Annotated in this window: 10 protein-coding genes; 2 read left to right on the top strand and 8 right to left on the bottom strand. The window is 60.9% G+C overall.

Translation table 11 applies throughout. The features are described 5' to 3' along the window. Window positions 1-4: 4 nt before the first annotated feature. Both pyc and AC0JZ4_RS06715 read right to left on the bottom strand, forming a co-directional pair. Window positions 5-3,463: a pyruvate carboxylase gene (gene pyc / locus AC0JZ4_RS06720; protein WP_471885629.1), complete on the bottom strand. Its 3,459-nt coding sequence runs from the start codon at window positions 3,461-3,463 to the stop codon at window positions 5-7. A 112-nt stretch (window positions 3,464-3,575) separates the two neighbouring features. Further along, the gene (locus AC0JZ4_RS06715; RefSeq protein WP_471885628.1) at window positions 3,576-4,316 is read right to left on the bottom strand and encodes a helix-turn-helix transcriptional regulator; all 741 of its coding nucleotides are present in this window, start codon (window positions 4,314-4,316) and stop codon (window positions 3,576-3,578) included. A 283-nt stretch (window positions 4,317-4,599) separates the two neighbouring features. Here AC0JZ4_RS06715 and AC0JZ4_RS06710 point away from each other — a divergent pair, with 283 nt between their 5' ends. Beyond that, window positions 4,600-6,375, top strand: coding sequence for a glucan ABC transporter ATP-binding protein/ permease (locus AC0JZ4_RS06710; RefSeq protein WP_471885627.1), 1,776 nt, complete (start codon window positions 4,600-4,602; stop codon window positions 6,373-6,375). A gap of 684 nt (window positions 6,376-7,059) precedes the next feature. Here the strand turns inward: AC0JZ4_RS06710 and AC0JZ4_RS06705 are convergent. Further along, on the bottom strand, window positions 7,060-15,522 hold the full coding sequence (locus AC0JZ4_RS06705) for a glycoside hydrolase family 94 protein (protein WP_471885626.1): 8,463 nt from the start codon (window positions 15,520-15,522) through the stop codon (window positions 7,060-7,062). 360 nt (window positions 15,523-15,882) lie between these two features. Between AC0JZ4_RS06705 and AC0JZ4_RS06700 the strand changes: the two genes are divergently transcribed. Continuing rightward, complete coding sequence (locus tag AC0JZ4_RS06700) at window positions 15,883-17,061, top strand: M20 aminoacylase family protein (RefSeq protein WP_471885625.1); 1,179 nt, start codon at window positions 15,883-15,885, stop codon at window positions 17,059-17,061. A gap of 123 nt (window positions 17,062-17,184) precedes the next feature. Here the strand turns inward: AC0JZ4_RS06700 and AC0JZ4_RS06695 are convergent, their stop codons facing one another. The 5 genes from AC0JZ4_RS06695 to AC0JZ4_RS06675 form a co-directional block, all read right to left on the bottom strand. Beyond that, complete coding sequence (locus AC0JZ4_RS06695) at window positions 17,185-17,322, bottom strand: hypothetical protein (RefSeq protein WP_471885624.1); 138 nt, start codon at window positions 17,320-17,322, stop codon at window positions 17,185-17,187. A 178-nt stretch (window positions 17,323-17,500) separates the two neighbouring features. Then, window positions 17,501-18,475, bottom strand: coding sequence for a threonine ammonia-lyase (locus AC0JZ4_RS06690; RefSeq protein WP_471887818.1), 975 nt, complete (start codon window positions 18,473-18,475; stop codon window positions 17,501-17,503). Window positions 18,476-18,586: 111 nt separating this feature from the next. After that, the gene (locus tag AC0JZ4_RS06685) at window positions 18,587-19,399 is read right to left on the bottom strand and encodes an endonuclease/exonuclease/phosphatase family protein (RefSeq protein ID WP_471885623.1); all 813 of its coding nucleotides are present in this window, start codon (window positions 19,397-19,399) and stop codon (window positions 18,587-18,589) included. A 27-nt stretch (window positions 19,400-19,426) separates the two neighbouring features. Then, window positions 19,427-20,887 (bottom strand): phospholipase D-like domain-containing protein, encoded by a 1,461-nt coding sequence (locus tag AC0JZ4_RS06680; protein ID WP_471887817.1) that lies wholly within the window; start codon window positions 20,885-20,887, stop codon window positions 19,427-19,429. 52 nt (window positions 20,888-20,939) lie between these two features. Further along, window positions 20,940-22,295, bottom strand: a complete 1,356-nt coding sequence (locus AC0JZ4_RS06675; protein ID WP_471885622.1) for an aspartate aminotransferase family protein — start codon at window positions 22,293-22,295, stop codon at window positions 20,940-20,942. Window positions 22,296-22,361: the final 66 nt, after the last annotated feature.

Raw genomic sequence — 22,361 nt, 5'->3', positions numbered from 1 at the left:
TGCGCTACCCGCCATAGACGATGAGCAGGTCCTTGGCGTCGATCTGGTCGCCGGCCTTGACCAGCACTTCGGCAATCGTACCGTCCTTTTCCGCATGCAGCGCCGTCTCCATCTTCATCGCCTCGATGGAAAGCAGCACGTCGCCGGCCTGAACCTTCTGTCCGGCAGCAACGGCCACAGTCGAGATGACGCCCGGCATCGGCGCGCCGAGCTGCGCGGCATTACCGGCTTCCGCCTTCTGCCGGACGGCACTTGAGGCAGCCCGGTTGCGATCCGGCACCTTGATGCGGCGCGGCTGGCCGTTCAGCTCGAAGAAGGCCGTCACCATGCCCTGCGCATCCGGCGCGCTCGTCGCCTGGTTGACGATGACCAGCGTCTTGCCCCGTTCGATATCGGCAAACAGCTCCTCGCCATCTGCCAGGCCGTAGAAATAGGCAGGCGTCGGCAACACGGAAACAGGACCATACGTTTCCGAAGCCAAGGCGAAATCGGTGAACACCTTCGGATACATCAGGTAGGAGGCGAACTCGAAATCGTCGACCTTGCGCTCCAACTTCTCCTCGATCGCCTTGCGCTCGGCATCGAGATCGGCTGGTGGCAGCAGCGAACCCGGCACATCGGTATAGGGTTTTTCGCCCTTCAGCGCCTTCTTCTGGATTGCTTCCGGCCATCCGCCCGGCGGCTGGCCGAGGTCACCCTTCAACATTGAGACGACCGATTCGGGAAACGCAATATCCTTGTCCGGGTTCTCGACATCGGCAACCGTCAGATCCTGACTGACCATCATCAGCGCCATGTCGCCGACCACCTTGGAGGACGGCGTTACCTTGACGATATCACCGAACATCCGGTTCACGTCGGCATAGGTCTGGGCGACCTTGTGCCACTTCGTATCGAGCCCGAGCGAACGGGCCTGTTCCTTGAGATTGGTGAACTGGCCGCCCGGCATTTCGTGCAGATAGACTTCCGATGCCGGCCCCTTGAGATCGCTTTCGAAGGCGGCGTACTGGTTGCGCACGGCTTCCCAGTAGAAGGAAATCTTCCGGATCCATTCCGGATCGAGGCCACTGTCTCGCTCCGACCCGGACAACGCCTCGACGATCGAGCCGAGGCAGGGCTGCGAGGTATTGCCCGAAAGCGCATCCATCGCCGCATCGACGACATCGACGCCGGCATCTATCGCGGCAAGCACGGTCGCGGCGGAAATGCCCGACGTATCATGCGTATGGAAATGGATCGGCAGATCGGTCGCCTCGCGCAACGCCTTGAACAGCGTGCGTGCTGCTGCAGGCTTCAGGAGGCCCGCCATATCCTTGACCGCGATGATATGCGCCCCGGCCTTTTCCAGCTCCTGCGCCAGCCCGACATAATATTTGAGATCGTATTTCGGCCGCGCCGAATTGCCGAGATCACCCGTATAGCAGATCGCCGCCTCGCAGAGCCGGTTCTCCTCGTTCACCGCGTCCATGGAAACGCGCATGTTGTCGACCCAGTTGAGGCAGTCGAACACGCGGAACACATCGATCCCGCCCTTGGCTGCCTGCCGGACGAAGTATTTCACCACATTGTCGGGGTAATTCTTGTAGCCGACGCCGTTGGCCCCGCGCAGCAGCATCTGCAGCAGGATGTTCGGCGCCGCCTCGCGGATCAGCGCCAGACGCTCCCACGGATCTTCGGTCAGGAAACGCATCGACACGTCGAAAGTCGCGCCACCCCAGCATTCCAGCGAGAAGAGATCCGGCAGCGCCCGCGAATAGACGCCGGCAATGCGGGCAATATCGTGCGTACGCATGCGTGTGGCGAGCAGCGACTGATGACCGTCGCGCATCGTCGTGTCGGTGATGAGGGCACGCTTTTCGCCCCGCATCCACTCACCGAACTTCTTCGGCCCCAGCTGGTCCAGCTTCTGCTTGGTGCCGTCCGGAATCTTGCCCTCGATGAACGGCAGGACCGGCTTGGCCACCTTGCCGGACGGCACCGGCCGCCCCTTCGTTTCCGGATGGCCGTTGACGGTCACATCGGCGAGATAGGTCAAGAGCTTTGTTGCGCGGTCGGCACGCTTTACCTGCTCGAACAGCTCCGGCGTCGTGTCGATGAACCGCGTCGTATAGGAGTTGTTGAGGAACTTCGGATGGCCGATGATCGCTTCGAGAAAGGTCAGATTGGTGGCGACACCGCGGATACGGAATTCGCGCAATGCGCGGTCCATACGGCTGATCGCTTCCCGCGGCGTGGAGCCCGAGGCCGTTACCTTGACCAGCAGCGGATCGTAGTAGCGGGTGATGATCGCGCCCGTATAGGCGGTGCCGCCGTCGAGACGGATGCCGAAGCCGGCGGCAGAGCGGTAGGCGGTGATACGGCCGTAGTCCGGGATGAAATTCTGTTCCGGGTCTTCCGTCGTGATACGGCACTGCAGCGCATGACCGTTGAGACGGATATCGCCTTGCGCCGGCACACCCGATTCCGGCGTGCCGATGGCGGCACCTTCCAGGATATGGATCTGCGCCTTGACGATATCGATACCGGTAACGACTTCCGTCACCGTATGCTCGACCTGGATGCGCGGGTTGACCTCGATGAAGTAGAATTTGCCTGTATCGGCATCCATCAGATACTCGACCGTACCGGCGCCGACATAATTCGTCGCCTTGGCGATCTTCAGCGAATAGCCCGCAAGCTCGGCCCGCTGTGCTTCCGAAAGGTATGGCGCCGGTGCGCGTTCTACAACCTTCTGGTTACGCCGCTGGATCGAACAATCGCGTTCGAACAGATGCACGACATTGCCATGCGTATCGCCGAGCACCTGGCTCTCCACATGGCGAGCGCGCTCGACGAGCTTTTCGAGATAGACCTCGTCCTTGCCGAAAGCGGCCTTCGCCTCACGCTTGGCTTCGACCACTTCCTTGGCGAGGTCCGATTCCGCGCGGATGGCGCGCATGCCGCGACCGCCGCCGCCCCAGGACGCTTTCAGCATGACCGGATAGCCGATCTCGGCCGCCATCTTCGCGACCTCGGCCATGTCGTCAGGCAACGGATCGGTGGCCGGCACCACGGGAACGCCGACTGAAATCGCCAGATTGCGCGCCGCGACCTTGTTGCCAAGCTGTCGCATCGTATCGGGCCGAGGACCGATGAATATGATGCCGGCCTCGTCGCAGGCGTCAACGAATTCCGGGCTTTCGGAAAGAAGCCCGTAGCCGGGATGGATGGCATCGGCACCGGAAAGCCTGGCGACACGGATAACTTCCGAAATCGACAGATAGCTCTCGATAGGCCCGAGATCCTTGGCGAGATGCGGGCCGCGCCCGACCTGATAGCTCTCGTCCGCTTTGAACCTGTGCAGCGAAAGCTTGTCTTCTTCTGCCCAGATCGCCACCGTCTTGATGCCAAGCTCGTTGGCAGCGCGAAACACGCGGATCGCAATTTCGGAACGGTTGGCAACGAGAATTTTCGATATCGGCAAGACAGACCTCCCCAGGTGCCTCGAATGTTGCACCGCAAAGAGATCAACATCACGTGCGTTAGGCAAGTGCAATCTGCTTAAAAAGCGTTACGACGTCGCAGTAGGGATGGTTTCAGGCGATCAGCGCCATGCGAAAGGCAAGCGCAATGAGGTGCTGGCGATTATTTGCGCCGAGCTTTTCGTGCAGACCATTGATGTACCAGTCGACCGTATGGCTGGAAATGTCGAGCTCCTTGGCGATCTCGTTGGATGTCAGCCCGTTGGCGAGCTGCAAGATGACCTCCATTTCACGGCGGGTGAGCTGCACTTCGGCCACCACCTCATTCTCGAAGACGCCGGTCTTGTGACGAAGCTCAAGCAGCCTCCAGAACGCAGCCTTGGCAGCAGCGTCAAACAGGCTGAGCTCAGCTGGCGAAAGGTCGATCGGCACACCGGCAAGCCCGAGACTGCCAACGAGCCCGTTTCGCCCGTGAATCGGAAAGATATACCCGTCATGCAGCCCATGCCGCGCCGCTTCTTGCGTCAGCCGCTTCATTCTTTGCCGGTGCGGGTCGGCCTTCAGGGTCAGAAGCGCTTCCCGCCAACGAAACGGTCGCTGCGCGGAGCGCAACCAGCGCACGGTTGGATCTATCAACGAATATTTTCGTTTGACGTAAAGTTCCGGCCATCCTTTGGGCCAGCGGGCGGCAAGCACGGATCGTGGAAGCTTCAGCTGCGGCAAGGGTTGTATCAGGACACTATAGAATTCGAAGCCGTAAGCAGAGGCCAGACTCTCAAACTGGGCCTGAACCTGCTCTGGTGTTTTTGCTTCGCCCAGCAGGACCAGGAACTGGACGATCAAGGTAATATTCAACACTGCCCCCGGGCCGAAACGGCCACCGTCAACGTGACTGGAAATCAAATTACCGAAGATATTTATACCGCTTGGTCAAAATTGACACCGGCTGAAAAGACCCTGCCATATTTTATAGAAAAGCCACGAGAAACACCATGAATGCGTGCATCATCGACGTAATTACACCAAGCGCACAATGCAGACAATTCGACCTTTGATAAAGGCTTGGAATTGCCGTGTATTGTCCATAAAGCTCACTTACCCAAATAAGGGTAGTCGATGACTGAAGAGGTTTTGTGAGTTGACGCTATTCCAGGTCTACGCGCGGGCGCTGAAATACCTTGCCAAGAACAAGTGGCGGGTCGGGGCGGTCGTTGTCGCCAACATCGTTTTGGCGGTGATAACCATTGCCGAACCGATTCTCTTCGGTTGGATCATCGATGCCATCTCTTCGGGCGGCGCGGTCACCAACGTCTTGATGCTTTGGGCCGGCTTCGGCGTCTTCAACACGGTTGCCTATGTTCTCGTGTCTCGCGAGGCGGACAGGCTGGCCCACGGCCGCCGCGCCTCGCTGCTGACCGAAGCCTTCGGCCGCATCATCTCGATGCCGCTGTCCTGGCACCATCAGCGCGGCACTTCGAATGCGCTGCACACGCTGCTGCGCGCCGCCGAAAGCCTGTTCGGCCTTTGGCTGGAATTCATGCGAACCCATCTCGCGACCGGCGTTGCACTGTTGCTGCTGATCCCGACCGCCATTTCCATGGACTGGCGGCTCAGCATCGTGCTTCTCTGCCTCAGCGTCTTCTACTGGATCATCGGCGTTGCGGTGATGAAGCGCACCAAGGAAGGTCAGGCTTCTGTTGAAAGCCACTACCATCAGGTTTTCAGCCATGTCAGCGATTCGATCAGCAACGTCTCGGTCCTGCATAGCTACAACCGCATCGAGGCAGAGACCCAGGCGCTGAAGGCCTATACCAAGGACCTGTTGAAGGCCCAATATCCGGTGCTCGACTGGTGGGCGCTGGCCGGCGGCCTCAACCGCACGGCCTCCACCGTCTCGATGGGCGTCATCCTCGTGATCGGTACGATGCTCGTGCAGCGCGGCGAAATCCGCGTCGGCGACGTCGTCGCCTTCATCGGTTTTGCCAATCTGCTGATCGGTCGCCTCGACCTCCTGCGCCAGTTCGCCACTCAGATTTTCGAGGCGCGCGCCAAGCTCGAGGATTTCTTCGTACTGGAGGATTCGGTCGAGGATCGCGCCGAGCCGGCCAATGCCAGTGAACTCCGCGACATCAAGGGTGAAGTGGAATTCCGCGACGTGTCATTCGGCTTTGCCAACACGAAACAGGGCGTCCACGACATTTGCTTTACCGCAAGGGCTGGTGAAACGATTGCCATCGTCGGCCCGACCGGTGCGGGCAAGACGACGCTGATCAACCTTCTGCAGCGGGTCTATGATCCGCAAAAGGGCAAGATCCTCATCGACGGAAACGACATCTCGACGGTGACGCGCAAGTCGCTGCGCCAGCAGATCGCCGCCGTGTTCCAGGATGCCGGCCTGCTCAACCGCTCGATCAGCGATAATATCAGCCTTGGCCGCGAAGGCGCGACGGAAGACGATATCATCAAGGCGGCACAGGCAGCGGCCGCGACGGATTTCATCGAAAGCCGCCTCAACGGCTACGAGACGACGGTCGGCGAGCGCGGCAACAAGCTCTCGGGCGGCGAGCGCCAACGCATCGCCATTGCCCGCGCCATCCTGAAAAACGCACCGATCCTCGTTCTCGACGAAGCAACCAGCGCGCTCGATGTGGAAACCGAGGCACGGGTGAAGGCGGCCATCGACCGGCTGCGCCAGGACCGCACCACCTTCATCATCGCGCACCGCCTGTCGACGGTGCGCGACGCCAATCAGGTTATCTTCCTCGACAACGGTCGCATTGCCGAAGTCGGCAGCTATGACGAACTGTCTAAACTCGGCGGCCGATTTGCCTCGCTGCTCAAGACCAGCGGCCTGCTGGACGACGACGAGAAGGAAGAAGGTAAGAAGCCGGAGGTTTCGCCGAGCCCGGCCTGATCCACTAAGTCAAGCCAACCACAGAATGATGCCCGGCCTCCACGAGCGCCGGGCATCATTCTGTGGACCGAAGAAGTATGCAGGTTTTTTGGGGGGCATCGCCTGTTTCAGCGACGGGACACCGCGCAGCCTCGCCATCATTCAGAGGATGACGATCGGCTATTCCTGGCCCAAGGGTTGAGAATAAGACCGCTTCAGACCACGTGAATGAAGATATTTTCCTGAGTGGAGATTCATCACCGATATCAATCAGAATCAAGAATATTTTGGCATTTTCATTCACGTGGTCCGGAGCTGGATTGTCCTGTTCTGGTCATTGGACACGGAGCCGGGTCGCGAACCGGAGCCTCACGGACCAACATCCGGTGCCCGATGGCGGTTGAAAAGCGGAAGCCGATGCCGTCTGGGCAAGGCCCTTCACCGGAAACTGGAAAGGAAGGCTTCAACCCCATCTTTCAGCACCGGTAACGCCGATCGATCGAGGCGGGCAGAGAGCCCTGACTAAGACATCGAAGACGATTGCACTGCCCGCCTCTTTCCCAAGGCCGGCCGTGACGGGATTTCCCGTCGCGGAGGCTCATGCTGCGCAACGAGAAAGGGAGAAGCTATGGTCTGAAAGGCATCACCCCGAAAACCGTGCTGTTTTTCGGGGTGATTGTTTCTCGCAGTGATGGAGCCGGCCGCTTACTTTTGCGTCAGCTTGAACCCGCCATCCTTGTCGGCCTTCTTGCCGTCAACCGTGACAACGTCGCCGGCAACCTTGATCGCATGGGCCTTGCCGTCGATCGTCAACTCGGCCTCGAACCCATCCCAGCCCGTCGGCAGCGACGGATCGACGGTCAGTCGGTCGCCGTTGCGCTTGATGCCGAGAATGCCCTCGATCGCCGCGCGGTAGAGCCAGCCGGCAGAACCCGTATACCAGGTCCAGCCACCACGGCTCTGATAGTCGCCCGCACCGTAGACGTCGGCGGCCACGACATAGGGCTCGACCCGGTAGGTGTCGGCCGCCTCGCGAGTCAGGGCATGGTTGATCGGGTTCAATATCTGGAAGCACTTCCAGGCATCGTCACCGCGCTTCATCTGCGCCAGCGCCAGCACGACCCAGATGGCCGCATGCGTATACTGGCCACCGTTTTCACGAACACCAGGCGGGTAGGCCTTGATGTAGCCGGGATCCTGACGGGTGTTTTCGAACGGCGGGGTGAACAGGCGGATGATACCCGCCTCTTCGTCGACCAGCTGCTTCATCACGGCATCCATCGCCTGGTCGCGGCGGTCCATCCGGCCTTCGCCGGAAAGCACGCTCCACGACTGGCCGAGGCTGTCGATGCGGCATTCGTCGCTCTTGGCAGAGCCGAGCGGCGTGCCATCGTCGAAATAGCCGCGGCGGTAGTAGCTGCCGTCCCAGCCGTCGGTTTCCAGTGCTTCCTTCAGCGTGTCGATATGCTTCTTCCAGCGGTCGATGCGCTTCTTGTCCTTACGCGCTTCGGCGTAAGGAATGAAGTCGCGCAATGCAGCGGCCAGGAACCAGCCGAGCCAGACGCTCATGCCGCGACCGGCAACGCCGACACGGTTCATGCCGTCGTTCCAGTCACCGCCGAGCATCAGCGGCAGGCCCATGTCGCCGGTGCGGTCGATCGCCAGATCGAGCGCCCGCGCCGCATGTTCGTAGAGGTTGGCGATTTCGTTCGTCACCTCGGGCTGGATGAAGGCGTCGTGCTTGGTCTTTTCGAGGATTGGGCCGGAAAGGAACGGCAGCTCTTCTTCAAGAAGGGTCTGATCACCTGTCACCGACACATACTGGTTGATGGCATAGGCCAGCCAGACGACGTCGTCGGAGATCGTCGTGCGCACGCCGGAGCCGTTATGCGGCAGCCACCAGTGCATCACGTCGCCTTCCTTGAACTGGCGCGAGGCCGCGTTGATGATCTGCCGGCGGGCAAGCGACGGCTCGTGCACCAGGAAGGCCAGCGTATCCTGCAACTGGTCACGGAAGCCGAATGCACCCGATGCCTGGTAGAAGGCGGTGCGGGCCATGATGCGGCAACCGAGCGCCTGATAGGGCAGCCAGTGGTTGACCATGTTGTTAAGCGACTTGTCCGGCGTCGAGATTTTGAGACGCCCGGTGAACTCGTTCCAGAAGCCGCGGTTCTCTGCCAGCGCACCGTCGAACTTGACGGTCTTGAGCTCGGCGGAGAGCGCGACAGCCTCTTCCTTCGTCGCGGCATCGCCGAGGAAGAAGGTGACTTCTGTCTCCTGACCCGGAGCAAGCTCCACGTCATAGGCAAGCGCCGCACACGGATCGCCGTCGAGATCGAGCGAACCGCTGAGGGCGGATGCAGCCACGACCGCGGCCGGCATCTGCACCGAGCCGAAACGGCCGACGAATTCGCGGCGGCTTGCTGTGAAACCGGTCGGCATCTCGCTCATGCCGAGGAAGGCGAAGCGGCTGAAATTGATGCTGAACGCATTCGTCGCAAACAGCGTACCGGTCGCCTCGTCACGCGAAGGCAGAATGAAGGGCACGGTTCTGTTCGGATTGGCGCCGAGCAGCCATTCGACATAGCCGTAAAGCTTCAGCTTCTTCGTTTCGGAACCGGAGTTCTTCAGCTTCATATGCGAGAACTTGGCATGACGCGTCCGGTCGACGGTCTGCGTCACTTCCAGCTTCAAGCCGTCCTCTTCAGACGAGAAGACCGAGTAGCCGAGGCCGTGGCGGGCTTCGAACAGCACTTCGCGACGACGCGAGAGCGCGGCAAACGGCGTGTAGACCTTGTTCGTTTCCGTGTCGGATACGTAGAAACCTTCACCTGGACGGTTGATGACGAGGTCGTTGGTCCACGGCGTGAGCTGGTAGTCGCGGGAGTTTTCCGCCCAGGAGAAGCCGGCACCTTCGGCCGAAACGTGGAAGCCGAACGTATCGTTGGAGATGACGTTGATCCACGGCTGCGGCGTCGACTGACCGCCATTGAGGCGAACTACATACTCGTTGCCTTCACCGGAGAAGCCACCGATACCGTTCCAGAATTCGAGATCGGTCGGCTCCTTCGACAGGACTTCCGGCGCGGCGAAGATCTCGCCATTGAGAAGCGGACGGCGATCCGCCTCGATCTGCTGCTCCGTTGCCGGCGCGAAGATCGAGCTGGTACGGTTGAGCTGATCCCCGAACTGGCCGTTGCGGGCATGCAGAACGACGCGCGAAGCGGCGATCAGGCCGTCCGCGCCCGAGCCTTCGAGAAGGTCGCTTCGCAGCGTGAAGACGTGCTGGCGTCCGCCTTCCTGGCCCATGCGGGTCGCCATCTGCTCGATCGACTGCTGCATGTCCTGAGCACCGTCAGCTGCCCGCTCGTTGAAGATGACGAGATCGGTCAGAACGCCGCGCGAACGCAGATATTGCTGTGCCAGGATCGCTTCCTTGGCGACAGGCAGGTCAGCCTCGTCATTGATCCTGAGCGTGAAGATCGGCAGGTCGCCGGAGACAGACGACGGCCAGAGGCCGGACTGCGCCTGCATGCCGGCCTGCAGCGTCTGCTGGTCGGCGCGCAGCTGCATGTCGGGATAGACGAGATAGCGGGCCAGATGCTGGAACGCAGCCGCATCCTGCGAGGTAACGCCGAGATGGCGCATCTGCATCTGGGTGCGCGTCCAGGCCTGCGTCAGCTCGGTCTGGAAGCTTTCGGCGTGACGATAATGTTCGATCGCCTTGTCGAGATCCTCGCGCTTCGGCGCGGCAATCGTCCAGAACACGACGCTGACCTTCTTGCCGGCCGGGACACGAACCGTGCGGCGCAGCGAAAGGATCGGGTCGAGCGTGAAACCGTCGGTGTTCGACAGCGAAGCACCCGGATCGAAGGCCGCAGCCTCCGACAGCGTACGGCCACGGCCGAGGAACTTGCGACGGTCGGTTTCGTATTCGGTCGGGCGTGCCGAACCGGCATGGTCGGCCGCCAGATGGGCAACCAGCATATCCGGTTCGTTATGCTCGCGCTTGTTGCGCCAGGCGCGGATCACGTCGCCACGCTTGCCGATTTCGGTCTTGACGAACATGCGCGAGAAGACCGGGTGGCCCGCATCGCCGTCGTCTCCGGCAATCACCGGTTCCATGTAGGAGGTCACTTCGATGAAGCGGTCCTCGGTACCCATGTTGAGCAGGGTCACACGGCGGCCTTCGGCATCGTGTTCCGTGCCGACGATAACCTCGACCGTGCTGGTCAGCTCACCAACTGTTTTATGGAATTCGGCCTTGTCGTCGCCGAACACCGTCTTCGACTGCTCTCCCTCGGCACGACGCGGCTCGGTCGTGGTCGACCACCAGTCGTTGGTCGTCGTGTCGCGCAGGAAGATGAACTGGCCCCAGCGATCCTCGGTCGGATCGGCCTTCCAGCGCGACACCGACAGGCCGTTCCAGCGGGAATAGCCGGAGCCGGTCGCCGTCATCATCAGCGAGTAATGGCCGTTGGACAGGAGAACCAGCTCACGGTCCTTGGTGGCCGGGTTGTTGATGGTGCGGATTTCCGGGCGCAGCAGCTCGCCGCCACCGGTGCCTGGCTTTTCCTCGTGCTTGGCGCTCATCACCGGGATGTCGCGCGGCGCCTTTTCCTGCAGCAGCAGTTCGGCCGCCTCGATCACCGGATCGGCATGGAAAAGCTCACGCAGCCAGCCATTCATGACGACGTTGGCGACGGCCGCGATCGACATGCCATGGTGGTGGGCATAGTAGTTGTAGACGACGGCGCAGCGCTTGCCTTCCGGCACGCGGGTCGGCGTGAAGTCGACCGCATCGTGGAAGCCGTAGATGCCGAGCGCACCGAGTTCACGCAATTCGGCAAGGTTCTCGACGGCTGCGATCGGATCGTATTGGCTGGCCAGGATCGACGCATAGGGCGCGATGACGGCGTTCTGGCCGAGACCACGCTTCAGGCCCAGCGTCGGCACGCCGAAGTTGGTGTACTGGTAGTGCATCTGATGGTCGAGCGCGTTGAACGCAGCTTCAGAAATGCCCCATGGCGTGCCCAGACGGCGGCCGTGGTTCATCTGTTCCTTGACGATCAGATTGTTGGTCTGGTTGAGGATACCGCCCTGGCGCTCCTGCATGACGAGCGGCGGCATCAGGTATTCGAACATCGAACCCGACCAGGAGACGAGCGCACCGCGCGCGCCGATCGGCACGACATGGCGACCGAGCTTGTACCAGTGTTCGTTCGGCAGATCGCCCTTGGCAATGCCGAACAGGCTGGTGAGACGCGCTTCCGAGGCGAGAAGGTCGTAGCAGGCCTCGTCGACTTCGTTGCTTTCCACCCGGTAGCCGATCGACAGAAGACGACGGTCCTTGCGGAACAGGAACTTGAAGTCCATCGCAAAGGCGATCTTGCGGGCGCGAACGCTCAGCGAGGCAAGACGATCGCGCAGTTCCTCGACATTGGCGTTGTCGAAAGTGCTGTCACCGATATGCGCTTCGCATACGGCAACCAGCGACGCCGCCCATTTGGTGACTTCCTCGCTCTGGCTGGAGCGAACCTCGTGGTCGAGATTGCCGGCGAGCTTCTGAATGTCGCGGGCGAGAACCGAGAGGTTGATGATGCGGATCGAGGCGAACTCGTGCTCGCGCTTTACTGCGGCCAGCGCATTGGCAAAGCCGATGATACGCTCTTCCAGGCGGCGGCGCAGCGGGCGAACCGTCTTTCGGTCATCCGGCAGAGACTTCAGCGTTTCGCCGAGAATGCCGGCGACGTCGCCGATACCGTCGAGATTGCCCTGCAGATGCGCGGACGGCGCTTCCGCCCAGATGCGGCAGGCCGACGAGATGGCAATCAGGTGACCAGCGAAATTGCCGCTATCGACCGACGAGACATAGCGCGGCATAAGCGGCTTCAGGCTGTCCGTGTGGTACCAGTTGTACATATGGCCGCGGAACTTGTCGGCGCGCTCGACAGTCGCCAGCGTCTGCTCCAGCCGCTCGATCGTTTCGGCAAAGCTGATCCAGCCGAAATGACGGGCCGATATTGTCGACAGAAGGTAGACGCCGATATTGGTCGGCGAAGTGCGCTTGGCGACAGAAGGGTTGGGCTTTTCCTGATAGTTGTCCGGCGGCAGGTAGTTCTGTTCCGGCGTGACGAACATTTCGAAATAGCGCCAGGTGCGACGCGCGATCTTGCGCAGCTCGGTCGACACGTTCTCCGGCACGAACAGCTTGTCTTCGGTCTCTGCCGACTGGCTGACATACCAGGCGACGAGCGGCGAGAAGATCCACAGTACCGCGAACGGAATACCGACGAGGAAAGCGTTGTCGCCAGGAATGGCGGCGAGAAGGATGCTGAGCACGGCGATCGCCGGCGCATGCCACATCGAGCGGTAATAATCCGCCGGGCTGCCCTGCGCGCCCGACTGGATAGAGGCGGCGGTCTTCCATTCGAGCATCAGTTTACGGCTGACAAACAGGCGATAGAGCGATCGCGAGATCGCGTCTGTCATGATGCAAGCGGAATCGGCGATGAAGACGATGCGAAGCGCGACCTGCGCGTTGGTGGACCGCACGTCCGACCAGACCGAGTAGAAATGCGCCTTGGCGACGTTGTCGCTGGAGCGAGGCAGAAGATTGGTCAGAAGCGAAATCGTCGGCGCGACGAACAGCGAGAAGATCAGCAGGATCTGCCAGATCAACGCGCCGAGCGGGTCCATGAAATACCAGCCGAGCACCGAGGCGAAGAACCAGGCGATCGGGGTGAGCGACCGGCGCAGGTTGTCGAGCATCTTCCAGCGACCGAGCGCGGTGACGCCCCGCTTGGCGTCGAAGATGTAGGGAATGAGCTGCCAGTCGCCGCGTGCCCAGCGATGCTGGCGCGAGACTTCAACTTCGTAACGGGTCGGGAAATCCTCGACCAGCTCGACATCGGTCACGAGCGCGCAGCGCGCGAACGAGCCTTCGAGAAGGTCGTGGGAGAGAACCGCGTTTTCTTCGATCCGGCCCTTCAGCGACGCCTCGAAGGCATCGACATGATAAAGGCCCTTGCCGGTGAACGAACCTTCGGCCGTCAGATCCTGATAGACGTCGGAAACGGCGAAGACGTAAGGATCGAGGCCACGGCCGACCGAGAAGACACGCTGGAAGACCGAGGCTTCCGTGCCCGTCGTCAGCGACGGCGTGACACGTGGCTGCATCAGGCCATAGCCCTTGATCACCTGATTGGTTTCCGGATCGAGGACCGGACGGTTGATCGGGTGGTGCATCTTGCCGACGAGCTTGGTCGCCGCGTCACGGATGAGGCGCGTATCGGCATCGAGCGTCATGACATACTGGACGTCGGCCGGCACCGTGTTGGCGCCCTGCAGGTAGGTGGTGTCTCGGTCGCCGCGCAAAAGCAGGTTCAGCTCGTGCAGCTTGCCGCGCTTGCGCTCCCAGCCCATCCATACGCCTTCGTTCGGATTGAACAGGCGGCGGCGGTGGAGAAGGAAGAAACGGTCGCTCTCGACCTCGTCCTTGTAGCGCGCATTGAGCGCCACGATTTCGCGCTTGGCATAGTCGAGGATCTCGAGATCGGCCTCGGTCTGCTCGAGCTTGCTGTCGCGCCAGTCGGAAAGCAGCGAAAAATAGATCTCGCCCTGCGGGTTGGCGAGATAGTGGACTTCGAGGTTGCGAACCAGCTCGTCGACCGTATCGCGGTCGGTGATGAGGCAGGGGACGACAACCAGGGTCCTGGCTTCCTCCGGAATGCCTTCCTTGAACTCGTAACCAACGAGACGCGCCGGTTTGACGAAATAGGTGACGACCGTGTTGAACAGGCCCGTCGCACCTTCCGAAGCGGGAAGCGCGAACATGACGAGCAGGAAGAAGACGACCAGAAGCGGGATCGCTGCCTGCACGAGGAAATGGCCGGTAATTGCCAGGGCCAGAACCGTGAGCAGGATGACCGGCGCCGCGATCGCCAGCCAGTTCAGCTTGCGATAGGCGCGCACCGCCCGCTGCAGGATCGGCGGATTGTAACCCACCGCGGTTTCAAGTTCACGGCGATGGCGGCCGACGATGAAGGCGCCGACATTGGTCTCGCGCACATCGGGGTCTTTTTCGGCAGCATCCTGCGACAGCTTGATCGCAGCCTGGGTGACTTCCGCCTCGCTGCGCTTGGAAAGTCGTGCTAGCTTTTCGATACGGTTTCGATAGGCATTGCGCGAGCCGAAATCGAGCGCTTCGTAATCGGTATGCTCGCGGAACAGCTTGTCGATCTGCGACACGTCCTCGAACCAGACGCTCCACTCCGTATCGATGATCAGACGCAGGCTCTTGATGATATTGCCCATCGTCACGTTGCCGGATGAGAGGCGGCTCTGTTCCGACTGGGTGACGGTCTCTACATCGGTGCCGGCTTCGGCCAGACGCTTTTCCAGCCACGCGGTGGCAAAGGTGGTGGACTGCGATGCGTTGCGCAAACGGTAGAGGAACTGCGCCGCGAACGTGTTGTCGCGCGCCAGATCCTCGACGCCGGCCAGAACCTTGGCGCTCTCCGTCTCGTCGCTCAGGCGAATGATCTCGTCGGCAACGTCATTGGCGCGCTTGCGCATGTTGCGCGAACGATCGACACGGGTCGCGATGCGGCGGAGATTTTCGATCAGTACGAAGCGGATGAAGGACGGCAGCGCCCAGAGTTCACCGATTTCGAGCGGCTCGTTTTCCTGAAAGCCCTCGACCATGGCGGCGAGCGATTCGCGGTTCACGCTGCTGTGGGTATGGGCGACATAAAGCCATGCGAGCGCAAGAACGCGCGGCATCTTCTGTCCCTGAACGACGCGGGTCGGCAGCTGCTTGAAGAACTTCTTCGGAAAGTCGCGGCGGACTTCCTGGATCGCTTCCTCGACGATGTAATAGTTGTCGAGCAGCCATTCAGCCGCCGGCGTGATCGAGGCGCCGGCATCGACATCGAGAGCGGCCGCGCGATAGACGCGCAGGATTTCCTTCTCGTTATCCGAATGCTGCTGGAAAAACTCGAAGGACATCAGGCCGGGCAGCTCGCCGCCGGCTCCACGTCCGAGCTGAAGCCCGCACTCCCTGAGGTCGTCTATCGTCAGATAGGTCCCGCGGATCGAGTCGTTATGATCGACCTGCTTGACGTCTGTTTCGCGAGAGGAACCGGACTTCGAAGTATCAAGGGACATGGACACGCTTCTGATTAGGAAAATCGGGGTTGATCGGCCAATTTCTCGGCCTACGCCGCAAAACCGCTCTGCCATCGGGGAAATGGCATCCGGTCTTGGCGCAATCCGCGCGCTAGGAGATAGAGGCCGGCTTCAAGAATGCAAACGAAACACATCAACTATCGCCAAAAGCTGCCCGGATTGACACACCCTAAGCCTCTATAGCGGTCAGCCTGAATAAAGGCTGAACGGATTCAATCGTTTGATATCAGGAGAAAATCTTGCGTGGCGCTGACACTTTATTGGCGCCGGATTGATGGACTGCTATACCGCCGCTCTACATCGACCTTCTTCCAGGCCGAGCAAGCGAAAGGCATGAGGATGACGCTGCGATTTGAAAACGACATGAGCCCCAACGCCATGCCCGACATCGTCGCCATCCGCCGGCATCTGCACGAGAACCCGGAAATCGGCCTTTCGGAGTTCAAAACCTCGGATTACGTCGCGGAAAGGCTTGCCGAATACGGTTATGAAGTCACCCGCGGACTGGCGAAGACCGGCATCGTCGCAACGCTGCGCAACGGCACGAGCGACCGCTCTATCGGCATCCGCGCCGATATCGATGCGCTGCCGATCACCGAGGAAACCGGCGCAGATTATGCCAGCAGGAACACCGGCGTGATGCATGCCTGCGGCCATGACGGCCACACCGCCATGCTGCTGGGTGCTGCAAAAACACTCGCGGAGAGAAAGAATTTCGACGGCACGATCCACCTGATCTTCCAGCCGGCGGAAGAAAATTTCGGCGGCGCCAAGATCATGATCGATGAAGGCCTGTTCGACCGCTTCCCCTGCGATGCAGTCTTCGGCATGCACAACGATCCCGGCCTGCCTTTCGGCAAGGTCTATGTCAAGGACGGCCCGATCATGGCGGCGGTCGACGAAGCGCGGATTACCGTGAACGGCCATGGCGGCCACGGTGCCGACCCACATGCTGCCAAGGATCCGATTGTTGCAGGTGCCAGCATCATCATGGCGCTGCAGACAGTCGTCTCGCGCAATCTTCACCCGCTCGATCAGGCTGTCGTCACCGTCGGCGCCTTCAACGCCGGCATCGCCAGCAACGTCATCCCCGAGCGGGCGACGATGGCGATCACCATTCGCTCCTTCGACCTGAAGGTACGCGATATGCTGGAAGACCGCATCCGCGGTATCGCCGAAGGTCAGGCGGCAAGCTATGGCATGTCGGTAACGGTCGATTACGAGCGCGGCTACGAGGCGACGATCAATCACACGGCGGAAACGGATTTCGTCCGCGACCTGGCACGGAAAGTTGTCGGGGAAGCGAACGTCGCCGAAATCGAACGGCCGATGATGGGCGCCGAGGATTTTGCCTATATGCTGGCGGAACGCCCCGGAAGCTATTTCTTCCTCGGCACAGCGAGGACAGATAACGACCCGCCGCTTCACCACCCGAAATTCGACTTCAACGACGACGCCCTGCCGATCGGCGTCAATCTCTGGGTCGAGCTGGCTGAGGCCTATTTGCCGGCGACGTGACAACCTCGCCCGCTAACATCGCATGACATAGCTGCCCTATGGACAGGCGCGTTCCGGGTATTTTTTCATGAGGCGAAGGAAATCGGGGTAAATCCAGACCGATCGCCCAGAGAATGAACCGACTTAGAGCAGTCCGAGCGTCACCGCTCCGATGAAGGCGAAAGCGGCCACTGCGATGGCCATATGAGCGGCGGATTGCCAGCTCGAAAGCGCCGGATGGCGATGGGAAAACGATCGCGTCTGAACATTCGAATGTCGCATGATCTTCCTCCGGTTTTCTCGTTGCCACCATTTTCGGGTGATGACTGATGCTACTTTATCCCTATCAACTTGGTAGAGATAAAGTTCCAAGCGAAACGACCGGAGTGGAAAATCCTTTTCGTTTATGGCACCGACGCAAGCGTTAACGATTTATTATACCCGCCCGCGTCTTGCCGCCTCAATCGGGATTGCGCTCGAGTGCCATGCGGAAAATCTCGCCATCGACATTACCGCCGGAGCAGATCGCGATGACGGTTTCGCCAAGGCTCTCGCCATGGAAAAGCGCGGCGGCAAGCGCCACAGCCCCGCCCGGCTCGACAACGATCTTCAACCGGCTGAAGGCAAGCGCCATTGCCCGCAGGGCTTCCGCTTCGGTCACAACGATACCGGCGCCTGAAAGACGCTTGATGATCGGGAAGGTGATATCGCCGGGTTGCGGCGAGAGGATCGCATCGCAAAGCGAACCCGACAGAGCCGCATTGCGCTCGATTTGACCGGAGACGAGCGAACGCGACATATCGTCGAAATTTTCAGGTTCGCAAGGATGTGCGATCAGGCCGGGCGCCTTGGCTTCCAGCGCCAGCGCAATGCCGGCCAGCAAGCCGCCGCCACTGACCGGTACAAGCACATCCGCCTTATCGATACCAAGCTCGCTCGCCTGCTCGGCGATCTCGAGTCCGGCCGTCCCCTGCCCCGCGATGACCAGCGGCTCGTCGAACGGCTTGATCAAAGTCAGATTGCGTTCTGTCGACAGCTTCGCGCCGATCTCGTCGCGACTTTCCTTCACTCGGTCATAAAGCACCACTTCGGCGCCATAGGCCCGGGTATTGGCAATCTTCAGCGCCGGCGCATCGGCAGGCATGATGATGACGGAAGGGATGCCGTGCATTTTCGCCGCAAGGGCAACGCCCTGAGCATGGTTGCCGGAGGAAAAGGCGATCACGCCGCGTGCACGAACATCCGGTTCGAGTGCCGAGATTGCGGACCATGCACCACGGAACTTGAACGACCCTGTATGCTGCAGGCATTCCGGTTTGACCAACACGCGCCTCCCGGCAATCTCATCGAGAAACGGGGAAGAGAGAAGCGGCGTGTAACGTGCGCGCCCCGCGAGACGAGCGCGCGCGGCTTCGATCATGGCGATATCGGTCATGGTTTCCTCGATGCGGACTGTGAATGGCGCAAAGCTATTCATGCTCACAGCCCCGGTAAAGCACCTGGCGAAAAGAAGATTGTCACCCTGTCAATTCGCCCGTCAAACGGACTATCCACTGGCGCGCACTCCGATCTTCACCACGGCCTTGATCGGCAGATGGTCGGACGCCAGACGCGAGAGCGGCGTGTCGTGGGTATGCACCTGATCGATCAGACCCGGCCGGTTCGCCATGATCCGGTCGAGCGCCAGAACCGGAAGCCGCGAGGGAAAGCTCGGCACCGCCGATGGCAATCCGAAAACGGTCGCGAGCGTGTTGAGCGACGACCGGTCGCCAAGCCGCCACTCATTGAGATCGCCCATCAGCACGGTCGGATGCTCTTCGCGCGCACGCAGCATGTCGAGGATCATCCGCGCCTGCTGCTGGCGCGAGCGGTTGAGCAGACCGAGATGGGCGGCAATGACGCGGAACGTCTGACCGTTTTCAAGATCAAGTTCGGTCATCAGCGCACCGCGTGGCTCAAGCCCCGGCAGCTTGACCTGATGCACGTCGCGCACCGCGCCTTCGCGGAAAAAGACGACATTTCCGTGCCAGCCATGCGCTCGGGCAACGCCGGAGACCGGCACAGGACATAGTCCCGTTTCCCGCTCCATCCAGTTGAGATCGAGCAGGCCGCGGCGCTCGCCGAACCGCGTATCGGCCTCCTGCAGCGCGATGATATCCGCGCCGATTTCGCGGATTACTTGGGCGATACGTCCCGGATCGAACCGACCGTCGACGCCGACGCATTTATGCACGTTGTAGGACGCGACAAGCAGGCCGGATGCCCGGTCGTGCGGCGCATGGAGCCCGGCACCCCGGTTCTTGCGTGCACGAATGGACGCAAGGATGCTGGTGGGGAGTGTCGTGCGTTTCTCATGCATGTCTCAACTCACATCGGTACGCGTCTCTCAAAGATAAGGTGATCCCAGCCAGAGAACCCGTTCAAGCAACCGCTTCGCAAAAGGCCGTGATCGAAGCCCGTGCAGCGTCACTTCCTCAGCAGAGGAAATGGAATGATCGATCCTTCGTTCCAGCGCCTGCGCAAACGAACGATCAAGCACTTCGAGATCCACCTCGAAATTCAGCCTCAACGAACGCGGATCGATATTGGACGAGCCGACATAGGACCAGCAGCCATCGATCGCCATCAACTTGGAATGATTGAACGGCCCGGTTGCCCGCCAGATACGGCAATAGTTCTTCAGCATCTGGTCGAACTGCGCCGTCATGGCGAGATCGACAAGCTTCAGATTGTTGGCACTCGGTACGACGATATCGACCGCGACGCCGCGACGCGCGGCGGTGATCAGCGCCGTGATCAGTTCACGGTCGGGCAGGAAATAGGGAGAAACGATTCGGATCGAGGAGCGGGCGATGGAAAACGCGCCCATCAGCATTTTCTGGTTCGTCTCGACGCTGCGGTCGGGCCCCGCGGAGACGGCGCGCATGATCATCGGTGTACCGGCCTCAACGTCGGCCATGGAGATCTGCCACGCCTCACCCTCAAGTTTTTCGCCCGCCGAAAACTCCCAGTCGGCGGCAGCAATTGCCAGGAGATCGGCAACCACGGGACCGGTGACGCGGAAATGCGTGTCGGCGGAAGCATCGCCGGCGGAAAACTCGGCAGCAAACCCTTCACGGATATTCATGCCGCCGGTGAAGGCGAGCGAACCGTCGATCACCAGGATCTTGCGGTGGGTGCGCAGGTTCGCATAGGGCAGGCGCAGGCCGGTGATGACATTGCCGTTGAACACATCTGCCTTCACCCCGCCGTCACGCAGCATGCCGAGCACGCTCGGCACGGAATAACGCGCACCGACGGCATCTATCAGCACCCGCACCTCGACGCCGCGTTTCACCGCCTCGCTCAGCGCCTCGACAAAGCGACGGCCGACGCGGTCGCGGTCGAAAATATAGGTCTCCAGCAGGATGGATCGGCTGGCTTCCGCGATCGCCTTCAGCATCGCACCATAAGCGGCATCGCCGTTGTCGAAGGCCTCGATCCCGTTGCCGGTGGTCAGGTGGTGGCGGGTGACGCGGTCGCCGAGGATCTTCATCGCCCGAAAGCGATAACCGTAGTCGGAAATCACCTGCGCCTCGGTCGCATCATAGGCGGCGAAATCGATCCGGTCGGCACCGCGCAGCAGCCAGCGCCGGTCGCCGATGACATTGCGGCGGATACGGTTGACACCGGCGATCATGTAGAGGGCTGCCCCGACGATGGGCGACAGGATGATGACGCCGACCCAGCCGACCGCCGAGCGCACCTCTTCCTTCGTCATGGTCGCATGAATGGCCGCGGACGCACCGGCCACAACCGAGATCGTAAACAGGACGTGCGGCCAATAGGCGTCGAAGAGAGCTATCATGGCGTCCAATATAGGGACGCCATGAGGCTAGACAATTGGCGAAATCAGCACTTTAGGCCGTCAGCTGTATGGCGAATTTCTCCAGCCCGCGCTCGACCTTGTCGAACATGTCGTCGACCTGCGCGTCGGTGATGATCATCGGCGGGCAGAATGCCATGGAATCGCCGATGGCGCGGCTGATCACGCCCTCTTCCATCAGGATCGGGAAGAGTTTCGGCCCCAGCTGGCCGGCGTCGTAACCCTCGCGCGGGGCAAGCTCGAAGGCGCCGATCAGGCCGACACCACGCGTTTCGATGACCAGCGGATTATCGCCGATCGCCGCAAGCCGGGCCAGAAATTTCGGGCTGAGCGATCGGACATTTCCGACCAGGTCCCGCTCCCCGATGATCTTGATGTTTTCCAGCGCAACGGCCGAAGCAACCGGATGTCCGGCGGCGGTGACGCCATGCCCGAAGGTTCCGATCCTGGCCGATTCGTCCGCCAGCGGCTGATAGACGCTGTCATTGATCAGGAGCGCCGAGATCGGCTGATAGGAGGACGAGATCTGCTTCGACAGCGTGATCATGTCGGGCTTGAGATCGAAGGTCGTGGTACCGAACATGTTTCCGGTCCGGCCGAAACCGCAGATCACCTCGTCGGCGATGAACAGCACGTCGTATTTCTTCAGAACCTTCTGGATCGCCTCCCAGTAACCGGCCGGCGGCACGATCACGCCGCCCGCGCCCATCAGCGGCTCGCCGATAAAGGCGGCAACCGTATCCGGCCCCTCCTTCAGGATCAGGTCCTCGAGATCCTTCGCGCAGCGTTCGGCAAACTGCGCTTCCGTTTCGCCTTCGACCTTGAACACCCGGTAGTGCGGGCAGGTCGTGTGCAGAACGCGTGGCAGCGGCAGGTCGAAGGAGCGGTGGTTGTTGGGCAGGCCGGTGAGGCTCGCGGCCGCAACGGTGACGCCGTGATAACCCTTGGTGCGCGAGATGATCTTCTTCTTGTCCGGCTTTCCGAGGGCATTGGACCGGTACCAGACGATCTTCATCGCCGTGTCATTGGCCTCGGAGCCGGAATTGGTGAAATAAGCCTTCGACATCGGCACCGGCGCCATCTCGATCAGCTTTTCGGCAAGCTCTACGGAGGGGCCTGTCGTACGGGCGGTGAAGGTGTGATAGTAGGGCAGCTTGGCCATCTGCTTTGCAGCCGCATCGACGAGCCGGCTTTCGCCGAAGCCGACACCGACACTCCACAGCCCCGCCATGCCCTCGATATACTGCTTGCCGGCATTGTCGTAGACATAGATGCCTTCGCCACGCTCGATCACCAGCGCCCCGTCACGCTCGAGCGCACGGGCATTCGTATAGGAATGCAGGTGATAGGCCTTGTCGCGGGCTTCGATGGAATTGGGCTGAATGGTCACTGCAAATCTCCTCTCGCAGAAACGCGAATAGGGATTCCATAGGAGAAATCACCGAGTTTGCACAGC

This window comes from [Rhizobium] kunmingense (assembly GCF_977018605.1).
This window is presented reverse-complemented; position numbering and strand designations above follow the sequence as displayed.

Coding starts and splice junctions, on each gene's coding strand:
- AC0JZ4_RS06705 (WP_471885626.1), bottom strand. CDS start 15,522: ATGTCCCTTGATACTTCGAAGTCCGGTTCCTCTCGCGAAACAGACGTC.
- AC0JZ4_RS06700 (WP_471885625.1), top strand. CDS start 15,883: ATGACGCTGCGATTTGAAAACGACATGAGCCCCAACGCCATGCCCGAC.
- AC0JZ4_RS06695 (WP_471885624.1), bottom strand. CDS start 17,322: ATGCGACATTCGAATGTTCAGACGCGATCGTTTTCCCATCGCCATCCG.
- AC0JZ4_RS06690 (WP_471887818.1), bottom strand. CDS start 18,475: ATGACCGATATCGCCATGATCGAAGCCGCGCGCGCTCGTCTCGCGGGG.
- AC0JZ4_RS06685 (WP_471885623.1), bottom strand. CDS start 19,399: ATGCATGAGAAACGCACGACACTCCCCACCAGCATCCTTGCGTCCATT.
- AC0JZ4_RS06680 (WP_471887817.1), bottom strand. CDS start 20,887: ATGATAGCTCTCTTCGACGCCTATTGGCCGCACGTCCTGTTTACGATC.